We start from the raw sequence: 13053 nt of genomic DNA on the forward strand, positions 1-13053 counted from the left end.
CTCAGCGGTCGACCCCCGGAAGATCACGGGCGCAGCGGAATCCGCAAAAAATTTGCCGGCGGATCGGGTGGTCCCAGTTACGGAACGTGCTGCGGCACGCTACCGGGTCGGTGCCGAACGAACCGCCGCGTAGGACGCGATAGTCGCCGCCGTAGAAAACCTCGGAATACTCGCGGTACGGGAACGCCGCGAAACCCGGATAGGGTGTGAACGACGACGACGTCCATTCCCAGACATCGCCGATCAGTTGATGGACGCCGAGTGGGGACGCGCCCGACGGATATGCGCCGACCACGGCCGGACCGAGGTGCCGCTGCCCGAGATTCGCGAGAGATTTGTCGGGTTCATCGTCACCCCAGGGGTATCGGCGTGACCGGCCAGTAAACGGATCCCAACGTGCCGCCTTCTCCCACTCGCCTTCCGTCGGCAGACGCTTGCCGTCCCAACGCGCGAACGCCTCGGCCTCGAAGAAACAGACGTGTAGTACCGGTTCCTGGAAATGGAGTGGTTCGACGACCCCGAATTTGCGTCGCCACCAGGTTCCGCACCCGTCGTGCTCCCAGAACTGCGGAGCCTCCAACCCCACCTCGAGCCGATGCGCCCATCCTCGTTCACTCCACAGTTCTGGGCGCCGGTAACCGCCGTCATCGATGAACTCGAAATATCGGCCATTGGTGACCGGGGCGGCATCGATCACGAACGCCGGAACGTTCACGGGATGCGCGGGGCGCTCGTTGTCGAGGGCCCACGGATCGTCCGAAGTACCCATGGTGAACTCGCCGACGGGAATCACCACTTCGTCCTCGGCTATCGCTGCTCCGACACGCGGTGCATTCTCAGCAGTCAACACCGCTGCGCCGGACCGTAGTTGATGGGTGGCAAGCATCGTTTCGGCGTGCTGCTGCTCATGCTGGGCGATCATGCCGAAGGCAAATCCGTTCTCCTCGAGCCGCCGCCCACGGAAGGTGCTGCTGTCGAGAATGTTCCACGTCTTGTCGCGAACCGTACGTACGTATTTCCTGGCTTCGTCCGGGTCGAGTAGCGGCAACGACGGCCGCGTGTTCCTCGAATGTTTGAATGCGTCATACAATTCGTCGATATCGTGGCGAATCGGCTCGAGGCCTCCGACGTCGCGGACGAGCCACAACTCCTCTTGATTGCCGATGTGCGCCAGATCCCATACGAGCGGACTCATCAAAGGTGAATGCTGAGCCACGAGTTCCGCCGCGTCCACGCAATCCGTCAGCCCGTCGGTGCGCGCACGTGCCCGCGTCAGCACGGTCTCGATCTTCTCGCGGGTGCCCATCAGTATTCCTCTCCCGGGGCCAAGCCCCGGCAACATCGTTCGGCTGCGGCGTCGAGCAGTCTGACGAACTCAGGGTCGGGCGCGTACGATGCCGCTAGCGACAGCAACGCTGTTGCTGCAGAGCGTAAGTCAAGGTCTCCAAGGCCGAATTCTGCCGCGTCCCGCCAGCGATCCGCAGTAGGTAGGGCCGCGCCGAGCGCCTCTGCCATCACTCCCGGACCCGAAAGCAACGCATCGATAGCCGCAATCGGAACCCGCCACAGATCACCCGGTTGCGCGTCGAGGTAGCGCACCTCGAGGTGGCCCGCGGCCCGAACAGGCGGGAACAGCGTGGTGAGGTGGTAATCGAGGTCGGCTGACGTCGGTTGCCCGACCATCTCGCCCAGCGCCCCGTCCACCCAGTCCCCGAATGTCGCATCGTCCGGGGGCGCCCAATCTTCCCCGTCGTTGTATACGGACAGCAGTGGCGCATCCAGTACCCATGCCGCATAGTCGGCACTGCGCGGAGTACCTGCGGTACGGGGTGCATCGAGTTCGAGCCACGTACGCATTCGCTGCGACGCCCACTGCCCGTCAGGTATCCCGAACAGTCGCGTCGAACATGCGAAGGCTGCGACCAGCGCAGGCCCGATTGTGTACAGCAAGCGCCACCGTTCTTCCACTGCGGCCGCATCGGCGCCTGCGTCGACGCTGATCTGCGTTGCCGCGGTGTTGCACATCATCAACTTCCCAAAAGGCCCGATTCTGGCGAAGCGTGATTCCATGGCAGAGTATCGCGGCGACTGCAGAAGTCGCTGGGCAGGCCGACGGCCATCCGCGGCCTCGGACGCCATGAGGATCGATTTGGATGACAACAGGCCTGCGAGAACCGCATGATCGGCGGCGAGATAGTCGCACAGCTCACGTGCGGAGCGACAGGGAGCGCTGGACAATTCGATCTGTCCGCCGGGTTCGACCGTGACGGCGCTGCCACCCGGGAGAGGCTGAGCAGGAGAAGTGGGATCGATGGTTCGGGGAGTGTGTGGTCCGAGTGCTGCGGCCAGCGACACAAGGCCGGGGCGCAGGTAATCCGGGGGTTGCGCGGTGAGCCACTCCAATTCCGCGCCGATCAACTGCGGTGGACCCAGTTTGAAGCACACACCACCGAGATACGCCTCTGCCGCCGGTCTAGAAGTGAGGCAGGTTCGCTCAACCGACTGAATTGCCGTACGCATAGGACCTCCCCCTGGGGCGCCTGAATGTCTTTATCGACATTAGAGGTAGGCGCCGCTCGGTGCACGCTCCATCGGAATACTTTTCAAAACGGGAGGGTACCTTCGAGTCGATTCACCGCCCGGCGATTCACCGCACAACCGATTCACCGCACACAGGGAGGTATCAGACATGCTCGACGTCGAGCAAGCGCGACGGGACACCCCCGGCTGTCTCGACAAGGTGTTCCTGGAAAGCGCGGGTTCCTCACTCCCACCCACGCAAGTCCTGGATGCGATGTTCGCGCACCTGCGCCGGGAGGCTGAGGTCGGCGGATACGTCGCGGCCATCGAACGGGCACAAGACATCGCCGGTGTGAAGACGTCCCTGGGCCGGTTGATCGGCGCGGACGCCGACAGCATCGCCTTGGCAGACGGCGCGACCACCGCCTGGAACAGATTTTTCCACGCCGTCCCCCTCCAGGCCGGCGACCGTGTACTGATCTCGGAGGTCGAGTACGCAAGCAACGCGATCGCAGTCCTGCAACGAGCCCACGCGGCGGGGGCGACGATCGACGTGATCCCGAGCGACCCCACCGGGCAGATCGACGTGGCCGCCCTGGCAAGACTCCTCGACGACCGCGTTCGCCTCGTCTCTCTCGTGCACGTGCCCACCAACGGCGGTCTGGTCAACCCCGTTCGCGAGGTGTCGGATCTGGCGCACGCTCACGGGGCGCTTGTGCTGCTCGACGCCTGCCAGTCCGTCGGCCAGATCGCGCTCGACGTGACCGAACTGGGCATCGACGCGCTCTCCGCTACCGGCCGCAAATGGCTGCGCGCGCCGCGGGGCACCGGGTTCCTTTACGTCCGCCCGGAACTGATCGCGGCTCTCGAACCCGCCTCTTTCGACCTGCACAGCGCCGAGTGGACCGCCGCCGACGCATACCGGCCGACCACCGACGCAAGCAAGTTCGAAACCTGGGAATGCAGCGTCGCGGCACGCCTCGGGCTCGGCGTGGCCGTCGACTATCTCCTCGACCTCGGTCCGGCGGAGGTCGAAGCGGCCGTGTTGGCAGGCGCCGAGCACATACGCTCTGGACTCGCCGCGATCACCGGTGTAACCGTGCGCGATCTCGGCGCCCACCGCTGCGGAATAGTGTCGTTCACCGTCGACGGCCTCGATCCGGCCGACGTCACCAAGCGGTTGGCGACACGGAACGTCACCGTCACGTCCAGCCTGCGCGGATCAACCTTGCTGGACATGAGCACTCGCGGGCTGGACTCCCTGGTGCGGGCGTCGCCGCACTATTTCTGCTCTCCGGACGACCTCGACCGATTCCTCGCGGAGGTGCGGACACTCACTGGATAGCGCAGTGGGCTCGGACTCACCCAGGCACCGCAATACGGGCTCACCGACGTGCGGCAAGTTACGGTCTGGGAGTAACCGCCGTCGCACTGCGTTTGTAATCGCCTGAGAGGACTCCGCCCGTGTCCGATGCCACCCCTATCCGACCCCGATCCGCAGCAGAAGTCGCCCAGTGGGATTACGAGGCCGACGTCGTGGTCGTGGGCTACGGCATCGCCGGCGTGTCCTCGTCCATTGAGGCTGCACGCGCAGGCGCCGAAGTCCTCGTGCTCGAACGCACCAGCGGATGGGGTGGCGCCGCCGCGCTCGCGGGCGGATTGATCTACCTCGGCGGGGGGACGTCACTCCAGAAGGCGTGTGGGTTCGACGACTCCCCCGAAAATATGAAGAAGTTCATGATGGCGGCGCTCGGCCCGGGCGTCGACGAGGAGAAGATCACCGACTACTGCGACGGCAGCGTCGACCACTACGACTGGCTGGTCGACTGCGGCGTTCCGTTCAAAGAGACCTTCTGGGGCGAACCCGGTTGGGAGCCCCCGTTCGACGATGGCCTCATGTACTCCGGCGGGGAGAATGCGGCGCCGTTCAACGAGATCGCTACACCCGCGCCGCGCGGGCACGTTCCGCAGATGGCCGACAAGCGCACGGGTGAGAAGGGCGGCGGCTACATGTTGATGAAGCCGCTCGTCGAGACCGCCGAAAAGCTCGGGGTCCGTGCCGAATACGACATGTGCGTGCAGACACTCGTCATCGACGACACGGGTCGAGTGGTTGGGACCGTCGCCAAGCAGTATGGCAAGGAGGTGGCGGTCCGGGCGCGAAGCGGTGTCATCCTCGCTTCCGGCAGCTTTGCTTACAACGACAGGATGATCGAGGCCCACGCACCCCGGCTCATCGGACGTCCGGGCGCCGCCGTCGAGGAACACGACGGTCGCTCGATCCTGATGGCCCAGGCACTGGGCGCCGATCTCGCCCACATGGACGCCACCGAGGTCGCCTTCGTGTGCGATCCGCAGTTGGCGGCTCGCGGCATCCTCGTCAACGGGCATGGCCAGCGCTACGTTCCGGAAGACACGTATTCGGGGCGTATCGGCCAGATGACCCTGTTCCACCAGGAGAACCAGGCGTTCCTCATCATCGACGAAGCCTCCTACGAAGAGGGTGCTGCCGCCACCACTGCCACGCCGTTTCTGCGTGTACAACCCACGTGGGTGGCCGAGACCGTCGCGGAACTCGAGTCCGACATGGGGCTGCCCGCCGGCGCACTCCAATCCACAGTCGAGGTGTACAACAGGCATGCCGAAGACGGCGCGGATCCGCTGTTGCACAAGAAGGCCGAGTGGGTGAAACCGATCGGCTTACCCGTCGCGGCACTCGACCTGCGCGGGTTCACGCTCGGCTTCCCCCTCGGTGGCCTGCGGACGACGATCCACTCCGAGGTGCTGCATGTGTCCGGCGAGCCGATTCCCGGCCTCTTCGCCGCGGGACGCTGCACGTCGGGTGTGTGCGCCGGCGGATATGCCAGCGGCACCTCACTCGGCGACGGAAGCTTCTACGGACGCCGCGCCGGGATCAGCGCGGCCGGGCAGTCCCACTCGCGCTAACTGGTGGACCGCACCGCGAAAAGCCAACCGGTGGCTTGAGGTTCGCACCGGAACAATCCTGTACTCGTGGCCGCCGTTGTAGCAACAGAATGGCGCAGCAGCATACTTCGCGATGCCTGGTCGTTCTCTTCGTTCGCAATCGAAGCCGCCGGCTGCGAGTCCTGACCTCACCCACCAGTGGGCAGTTTCGCGACACGATCATTTGCGGGATCTGAAATGTACGAAAAGTGCCCCACTCGAATTGCCGGCGCCTGCTATGCGCTCGTTAGGTACGAAGCCATCATGATGCCCGCCGCGGCCGTTGCGGCATGAAACCCAAACTGTCGCCTATTCGTTCAGCACACCGAGCCAAGAGAAAAATGTGAATCCGCGCAGTAGTTTTCGCGGCTACCCCACAGTCAGGGGATACGCCCAACGTCTGTTGCTCGGGGTGATAGCCATACTCGCAATGCTGCTCGGTGTTGCCGGGGTGGGTGCGGCGACCGCGGCAGCCGACACCGCCACCGTGGCCACGACCGTCACCGCCGGGCTCAGCCCACAAGGGGTGGCGGCACCCCGGACGGGTCCCACGCCTACGTCACCAACTTACCAATTAGTGCGTAGGTATGTCGACTATTTGTCCTGCCTCTGGTTGAATCATGTTGTGCGCGAACATGATGTCCGAAGACTCGATCATGCGACCCTGGCGGTGTTGAGAAGGCGTGCGGTGGAGCAGGTTCAGTCCGGGGCGCACCCCGAGGACGTGGCCGAGGTGTTGGGGCTGCATCGCAAGACCGTGTACGGGTGGGTCGCGAAGTTCCGGGCAGGGGGCTGGGAGGCGCTCGAGGCGAAACCGGTGCCCGGCCGGCCGCCGATCGTCTGCGGCGGAGCACAGCCCCGCCGCAGATTCGCAATGGCGATATCCATACAACTACTTGGGGGACAGGTCAGGGCTCCTCAATTCACGACTTTGCCGGAGCCCTGACTCCGCAGGAACTCTCACCTATTCGGCGCTGTTGATGATCTCCGAGTCGGCCGTTTCCGCGGCCCCCGGGATATCTACTGCTCGCTGTGCTGTCGCGCACTACCTAGCGGGTTCCCCTGCTTGAGTATTCAGGATCATTGCCCCGGCAGCGAGGAGGAATCCCGCACTGACAGTTCCCATGATGGGCGCGACGTCTCGATACATCAACGCAATCACGAACCAGCGAAGCTGCACGACTCCGCCGATAAGGAACAGAGTCGATGCAGCGTATACATACCCCTCGGCTCGATCCCGTAGCTGGCCAAGCGCGACGGCGGCAATCACGACAACGCCGAGCGGGAGGCAGTACCACCGAAGGGCGAAATCTAGCAGCGATTCATGGGCTCCCTGAAACGGGATTACTGCGATGACTCCTGTCAGAAGCCCGACGGCCCCGTAGATGGCTGGTCGCACATTCTGTCCCTTCATGCAAATACGCATCATTCGAACAGTTCACTCACAAAGGGTGGCGATCACCTCACCTCGGCCCGGGTCCGGGTCATTGGGAAGCCTCGGCGAAGCATCGACGCATATCGGCGACTATTCACCGAATGCCGCATGACGCGGTAACGGCACCCGGGGGAGATCAGGGCGTTTGCGGCCGTGTCTACGGCGACCATCTCGATGTCCACCATCCAGAGTGAACCCCAGTCCGCACGGCGAACAGCTAGCCGATGGTCCGCACTGCGAACCAGGAGGCCATGTCTGGTCGACCTTCCATGGCGGGCACCCGATTAGCAGGTCAGCACACCATCCGGTAGAGTTTCCAGAGTTGTCTCGGCGAGGGTGAACTAGAAGATTCCAATCGGCTGGCTCACCGTGATCGACGTGGCTACGGCTTGCTCGAGCGTTCCGCTCCTGGCCGTCGCGCGTTCGTCCTCGCCGACTCGAACCGCCCGCCAGTAACCCGCTTTGAGTTGTAGGAGCCGTTTCACAATGTCTGACGCAAATCGCCTCGTAGCCGCCGTACGTACCGAATTCGGTAAGGGCGCCGCCCGCCGTGCCCGCCGCGACGGCCAGGTCCCCGCAGTTCTGTACGGCCACGGTGAGAATCCCCGCCACCTGAACGTGCCCTCCCGCGACTTCGCAGCCATTCTGCGCTCGCACGGCACCAACGCCATCCTGACCCTCGATATCGACGGCAAGGAGCAGGTCGCGCTCACCAAGTCCGTCGTGGTTCACCCGATCCGCAAATACATCGAGCACGCCGACCTCCTCGTGATCAAGAAGGGCGAGAAGGTCACCGTCGACGTTCCCGTCGTCGTCACCGGTGAGGCCGCTTCCGGCACGCTGATCGCGCAGGACGCCGCCACCATCTCCCTCGAGGCAGACGCGCTGAAGATCCCCGAGCAGATCGAGGTCTCCGTCGAGGGCCTCGAAGTCGGCACCCAGATCCTGGCCGGCCAGATCGACCTGCCCAAGGGTTCGACCCTGCAGGCTGACGAGGATCTGCTCATCGTCAACGTCGTCGCAGCCCCGACCGCTGCCGACCTCGAAGAAGAGACTGTCGCAGTCGAGACCGAAACCGAAGAGGCTCCGGCGGAGTAGAGCACCGAGAGCTGATCCTCTCGCCACCGCACTGATGTCGGCGGCGCGTCGTCCCGGACGGGTAGTCCGGGTGACGCGCCGCTGTCGTCTCACGAGACCTGTCGCATGGGAAGGACACCGTCGGTGAGTGAAGACACCGCCTTGGTGGTGGGCCTCGGTAATCCCGGCTCACAGTACGAAAAGACCAGGCACAACATCGGCTTCATGGTGGCCGGCGTGCTGTCCGCGCGTATGGGCGGCAAGTTCGGCGCGCACAAGAAGAGCGGCGCCGACATCCTCCAGGGCCGCTTCGAGGGTCGCCCGATGATCCTTGCCAAACCACGGTCGTTCATGAATCTGTCCGGCAATGCCGTCTCCGGATTGGCCCGGTTCTTCTCGATCGATGCCGACAACATCGTGGTGATCCACGACGAACTCGACCTCGACTTCGGGACAGTCCGCCTCAAGCAGGGTGGCGGCGAGGGCGGTCACAACGGCCTACGGTCCGTTTCGAGTTCACTCGGCACCAAGAACTACCTGCGTACCCGCGTCGGCATCGGGCGACCGCCCGGGCGCATGGACCCGGCGTCGTACGTGCTGAGGCCGTTCTCGACGGTGGAACGTAAGGAACTCGACCTAGTCTGCGAACAGGCGGCCGATGCCGTCGAGGTCCTTCTGAAGGTCGGGCTCGAGGCAGCACAGAACCGCCTTCACTAGCCGCTTCGCCACCACGCGGGATGGTTACCGGCCAACGATCGACGCTGACGTGGTGCGGCGCAGTTTGCCCGACGACGTCTTGGGGATGCTGCCCGGCCCGAGTACGGCGACGGTGCGGGGACGGACCCCCACTTCGGAGAACACAGCATGCACTACCTCGTGCTCGATGCGCTTGGCCACTTCGGGATCCTGGTAGTCGTTGGTCTCGACCGCCACCGCGAAGCTCTCCCGCTTCTGCCCCGCATCGAGTCGCACCGCCACCGCGTTACCGGGACGCACCCCGGCGACGGTGCCCGCAGCCCGCTCGATGTCGGTGGGGTAGATGTTGCGGCCGCCCATGATGATGACGTCTTTGATGCGGCCGCAGACGACGACGAGACCCTCTTCGGTGAAGTAGCCGACATCGCCTGTGTTCAGCCAGCCGTCCGCGTCCTGCGCGGGCTTGCGTCCGTCGACGGTGATGTAGCCGGGGGTGACGGCCTTGCCACGTACTTCGATGATGCCGACACCACGGGTCGGGAGCAGTTCGCCGTCGTTGTCGACGACGCGTCCTTCGAGGTTCGGCACCATCTTGCCGAGGGTGGCAAGCGCACGGGCGTTCGGCTTGTTCGACGGGACCGCCCGCTGCATGGCCTCGAGCAGGTCAGGGTCGACGAGATCGAGGACCTGGCCCTGATCTGGGTCCGGGACCGAGACGGCAAGGGTGGTCTCGGCCATGCCGTAGACGGGGGCCAGGGCGGACGGGCTCAACCCGAAACGAGCACCGGCCTCGGCGAGTGCGGTCATAGTGCCGGGGTCGACGGGCTCTGCTCCATTCCACATGTACCGCACGGAACTGAGGTCGACGGCGCCGTCTGCTGCCTGCTCGAGACGGCGGGCCAGCAACGAGTACGCAAAGTTGGGCGCGGCCGTCACTGTGCCCCTGTATTTGCCCATCAGTTCCGCCCACAGCAGCGGCCTCTGAAGGAAGTCCATCGGGGTGATACTCACGACCTCGGCGCCGACCTGCATCGGCACGCTGAGGAATCCGACCATGCCCATGTCGTGGAACAACGGCAGCCAACTGATCATCACGTCGTCCTCGATGGAGAACTTGATGCGGTCGATCATCGCGTAGGCGTTGGTGTAGAAGTTCTCGTGCGTGATCTGCACGGCTTTGGGCGAACCGGTGGAACCGGACGTGAGTTGCTGCAGTGCGATATCGCTCTCGTACGTATCGACGTGGCCGATCTCGGTGCCGCTGTTCAACTCGGCCACCGTGACCACCATGATTCCGCGCTCCTCCAGCAGCGGCCTGGCCGCGTCGAACGGCGCACCGAGGACTACAGCCTTCGCGTTGATCATGGTGATGACGGTTTCGGTGTCCGTAGCCCACACCGCCAGATCGGTGCGGGGTGTGGGCTGATGCAGCATCGTGACAGACGCGCCACGCATCCAGGTGGCCTGGCATGAGGGCGCGATGTCGACAGGCTGACCGGCGAGGATGCCGATAGCGTCGCCGTGGCCGATACCTGCCTCGGCGAGCGCACCTGCCATGCGACGCGCCGAGCTGTGGATCTCTCCCCACGACTGCCGCAGTGGGGCATCCGGCTCACCTGTATTCAGACCGTGGGTGCTGCTCGTCGCGGTCGCGTACATCTCGTCGGTGAATTTACTCAACGTCTCTCCTCCTGCGATTATGGGTGCCCGAACGCAGAATCGTTCATTCCGGAGCGCCCCGACGACTCACTACGATTAATCCCCAACCGAGGTCCGATCGTTACTCCTCGCTGGATACGAATGTGCTGAGAGTTCGTCTTCGGCGTCCGAGTAGCCTGGTGTGCGGCCACACGGCCTCCGTTGCAGCATTCAGCCCCCGAGAGGTTCTTCGTTGACTACCCCGTCCGACTCGGCCGACACCATTCCAGCCGACGCGGCGTCTGCCGACGGCGGTACTGACCAGCCTTCCCCCGTGTCTGCGACGCAGGGGAAATCCGGCAAGAGCGTCCGAGCCGAGGCTCGCCGACGCCGGACGTTCGCCGTGATCTCGCATCCCGACGCCGGTAAATCGACGCTGACGGAGGCTCTCGCACTGCACGCGAAGGTCATCTCCGAGGCAGGCGCCGTTCACGGCAAAGCGGGCCGCAAATCAACGGTCTCCGACTGGATGGAGATGGAGAAGGCACGCGGAATCTCGGTCAGCTCCACAGCACTGCAGTTCAACTACCGATCCACCGAGGTGGCGGCCGACGAAGCCGTCGATAACGTGATCAATCTGGTGGACACCCCCGGCCACTCCGACTTCTCGGAGGACACGTACCGCGTCCTGACCGCGGTCGATGCCGCCGTCATGCTCATTGACGCCGCGAAGGGCCTCGAACCGCAGACTCTCAAGCTGTTCCAAGTGTGCCGTCACCGCGGGATCCCGGTGATCACGGTGATCAACAAGTGGGACCGGCCGGGCCAGACACCGCTCGAACTTCTCGACGAGATCCAGGAGCGGATCGGCCTCACACCGACCCCCCTTTATTGGCCGGTCGGCATCGCCGGCGACTTCCGCGGACTGCTGCGCCGCGGCGAGGAAGGTGCCCCACGTGAGTACATCCGATTCACGCGCACGGCGGGCGGCGCGAAAATTGCCCCCGAAGAGGTCATGGATGCCGACACCGCCCTCGCCAAGGAGGGTTCCGAGTGGGAAACCGCCGTTGAGGAGAGCGAACTACTCTCGGCCACCGGCCAGGACCACGACCAGGAGTTGTTCCTCGGCGGCCAGACGTCACCGGTGATCTTCGCGTCCGCAATGCTCAACTTCGGGGTCCGCCAGATTCTCGACACCCTCGTGGAACTGGCACCCCCACCCAGCGTCCGGACAGATGCCGCCGGCACGCCACGCGAAGTCACCGACCCGTTCAGTGCGGTCGTCTTCAAGGTCCAGGCCGGCATGGATACCGCACACCGCGACCGACTGGCGTTCATGCGCATCGTGTCGGGGGCGTTCGAGCGCGGCATGGTCGTCACCCACGCCCAGACCGGGAAGCCGTTCACGACCAAGTACGCGCAGACCGTATTCGGCCGTGAACGTTCGACGGTCGAATCTGCGTACCCCGGCGACGTGGTGGGACTCGTGAACGCTACGGCACTCGCCCCCGGACACACTCTGTTCTTCGACAAGAAGGTGGAGTTCCCACCGATTCCATCTTTCGCCCCCGAACACTTCTCGATTCTGCGAGCCGATAGCGCGGGCAAGTACAAGCAGTTCCGCCGCGCCGTGGATCAACTCGACTCCGAGGGTGTAGTACAGATCCTCCGCAACGACCTCCGCGGCGACGCCTCCCCGGTCATGGCAGCCGTCGGACCGATGCAGTTCGAGGTGGTCGCGGCACGGATGAAGGCCGAGTTCAACGTCGAGGCCCGGATGGAACCGCTGGGCTACGCCTTGGCGCGGCGCACCGACGCGGCGTCCGCCGACGAATTGAACCGGCAGCGCGGCGTCGAGGTATTCACCCGCTCGGACGGGGTGATGCTCGCTCTCGTCAGTGACAAGTGGCGACTGCAGTACATCCAGAAGGAGTTGCCCGAACTCATGCTCGAGCCTCTCGTGGCCGCCGCCGACTAACGCTCGAGGGGCCGTTCTCCGGTTCCAGTTCGCCGCGCCGACCGCAGATCACGGCCACAGTTCCGCTGCGGTCCAGCCTCCCGTACCGGTATCGCGTCGGTAGAGCCGACGCCGGTGCCGACGCCCGGGGTCTGCCTGCCAGAACTCGACGCTGTCGGGAACCAGGCACCATGCCCGCCAACTGTCCGAGACGAAGTCGGGTTCGGCTTCGATCCGAGCGACCGCAGCCGTGACCGCGTGTTCGTACTCGGCAGGATCGCCGAGCACCTCGCTCTGTCGACTGGCGGCGGCCACGGCCCGCGCGGTGACGGAGCGTTCGCGGAAATCGCGAGCCGACACCGCTGGCCCGCCCTCCTCCACCGATCCTCGCACCCGCACCTGACGGCCCTGCTCGCGCCAGTAGAACGTGAGTGCCGCAGAGGAATTCGATGCCAAGTCGCGTCCCTTCGGTGAGTGCGCGTCACCGGAGAACCAGAAACCCCGCTCGGTCACGTCCTTGAGCAGCAGGAACCGGGCGTCGGGGCATCCGTCGGCATCTACAGTCGACAGTGCGGCGGCCTGTGGCTCGGGAACACCAGCGGCGCCGGCCTCCGTAATCCAATAGAGAAACAACTCGGACGGCGAATCCGGCAGCACCTCTACGAGCGGAGGCGTCACGCCGCTCAGCGCCGGCAGCGCGCGGATCCAAGCGCGGGTGTCCAGATACGACGAGGGGTCGGGTGCAGTCGGCATGTGTCGACAGTAG

At 64.7% G+C, this 13053-nt stretch carries 11 protein-coding genes; 6 read left to right on the forward strand and 5 right to left on the reverse strand.

Annotation, left to right across the window (positions count from 1 at the left end; all coding sequences use genetic code 11):
• Position 1: 1 nt before the first annotated feature.
• Positions 2-1306 carry an ergothioneine biosynthesis protein EgtB gene (egtB, locus tag RM2_RS12080; protein WP_072689502.1) on the reverse strand — a complete coding sequence of 435 codons (1305 nt, stop codon included), beginning with the start codon at positions 1304-1306 and terminating at the stop codon, positions 2-4.
• Entirely contained in the window at positions 1306-2520 is a 1215-nt protein-coding gene (gene egtA, locus RM2_RS12085; protein WP_072689505.1) for an ergothioneine biosynthesis glutamate--cysteine ligase EgtA, read from the reverse strand. The genes egtB and egtA overlap by 1 nt, the downstream gene beginning before the upstream one ends.
• 169 nt (positions 2521-2689) lie before the next feature.
• Here egtA and RM2_RS12090 point away from each other — a divergent pair, with 169 nt between their 5' ends.
• From RM2_RS12090 to RM2_RS12100, 3 genes are all read left to right on the forward strand, one after another.
• The gene (locus tag RM2_RS12090) at positions 2690-3865 is read left to right on the forward strand and encodes an aminotransferase class V-fold PLP-dependent enzyme (protein WP_072689508.1); all 1176 of its coding nucleotides are present in this window, start codon (positions 2690-2692) and stop codon (positions 3863-3865) included.
• 119 nt (positions 3866-3984) lie between these two features.
• Entirely contained in the window at positions 3985-5466 is a 1482-nt protein-coding gene (locus RM2_RS12095; RefSeq protein WP_072689511.1) for an FAD-dependent oxidoreductase, read from the forward strand.
• A 361-nt stretch (positions 5467-5827) separates the two neighbouring features.
• Positions 5828-6430 carry a helix-turn-helix domain-containing protein gene (locus tag RM2_RS12100; RefSeq protein ID WP_072689514.1) on the forward strand — a complete coding sequence of 201 codons (603 nt, stop codon included), beginning with the start codon at positions 5828-5830 and terminating at the stop codon, positions 6428-6430.
• A 99-nt stretch (positions 6431-6529) separates the two neighbouring features.
• Here the strand turns inward: RM2_RS12100 and RM2_RS12105 are convergent, their stop codons facing one another.
• On the reverse strand, positions 6530-6898 hold the full coding sequence (locus RM2_RS12105) for a hypothetical protein (RefSeq protein ID WP_072689517.1): 369 nt from the start codon (positions 6896-6898) through the stop codon (positions 6530-6532).
• A 507-nt stretch (positions 6899-7405) separates the two neighbouring features.
• Here RM2_RS12105 and RM2_RS12110 point away from each other — a divergent pair.
• Complete coding sequence (locus RM2_RS12110) at positions 7406-8017, forward strand: 50S ribosomal protein L25/general stress protein Ctc (RefSeq protein ID WP_072689520.1); 612 nt, start codon at positions 7406-7408, stop codon at positions 8015-8017.
• A 123-nt stretch (positions 8018-8140) separates the two neighbouring features.
• Positions 8141-8713: an aminoacyl-tRNA hydrolase gene (gene pth, locus RM2_RS12115; protein WP_072689760.1), complete on the forward strand. Its 573-nt coding sequence runs from the start codon at positions 8141-8143 to the stop codon at positions 8711-8713.
• A 24-nt stretch (positions 8714-8737) separates the two neighbouring features.
• On the opposite strand, the gene RM2_RS12120 is transcribed toward pth, so the two are convergent.
• Entirely contained in the window at positions 8738-10372 is a 1635-nt protein-coding gene (locus RM2_RS12120) for a fatty acyl-AMP ligase (RefSeq protein ID WP_072689523.1), read from the reverse strand.
• Positions 10373-10583: 211 nt separating this feature from the next.
• Between RM2_RS12120 and RM2_RS12125 the strand changes: the two genes are divergently transcribed.
• Positions 10584-12308 (forward strand): peptide chain release factor 3, encoded by a 1725-nt coding sequence (locus RM2_RS12125; protein WP_072689526.1) that lies wholly within the window; start codon positions 10584-10586, stop codon positions 12306-12308.
• 48 nt (positions 12309-12356) lie between these two features.
• Here the strand turns inward: RM2_RS12125 and RM2_RS12130 are convergent, their stop codons facing one another.
• Complete coding sequence (locus RM2_RS12130; RefSeq protein ID WP_072689529.1) at positions 12357-13040, reverse strand: pyridoxine/pyridoxamine 5'-phosphate oxidase; 684 nt, start codon at positions 13038-13040, stop codon at positions 12357-12359.
• Positions 13041-13053 lie beyond the last annotated feature (13 nt).

The sequence above is a fragment of the Rhodococcus marinonascens NBRC 14363 genome (assembly GCF_001894885.1).
In the GTDB taxonomy this organism is placed as follows: domain Bacteria; phylum Actinomycetota; class Actinomycetes; order Mycobacteriales; family Mycobacteriaceae; genus Rhodococcus_F; species Rhodococcus_F marinonascens.

What these genes read in the sequence shown, in the direction of transcription:
- RM2_RS12110 (WP_072689520.1), top strand. Translation starts at nt 7,406, where the DNA reads ATGTCTGACGCAAATCGCCTCGTAGCCGCCGTACGTACCGAATTCGGT.
- egtB (WP_072689502.1), bottom strand. Translation starts at nt 1,306, where the DNA reads ATGGGCACCCGCGAGAAGATCGAGACCGTGCTGACGCGGGCACGTGCG.
- RM2_RS12105 (WP_072689517.1), bottom strand. Translation starts at nt 6,898, where the DNA reads ATGAAGGGACAGAATGTGCGACCAGCCATCTACGGGGCCGTCGGGCTT.
- RM2_RS12130 (WP_072689529.1), bottom strand. Translation starts at nt 13,040, where the DNA reads ATGCCGACTGCACCCGACCCCTCGTCGTATCTGGACACCCGCGCTTGG.
- egtA (WP_072689505.1), bottom strand. Translation starts at nt 2,520, where the DNA reads ATGCGTACGGCAATTCAGTCGGTTGAGCGAACCTGCCTCACTTCTAGA.
- RM2_RS12090 (WP_072689508.1), top strand. Translation starts at nt 2,690, where the DNA reads ATGCTCGACGTCGAGCAAGCGCGACGGGACACCCCCGGCTGTCTCGAC.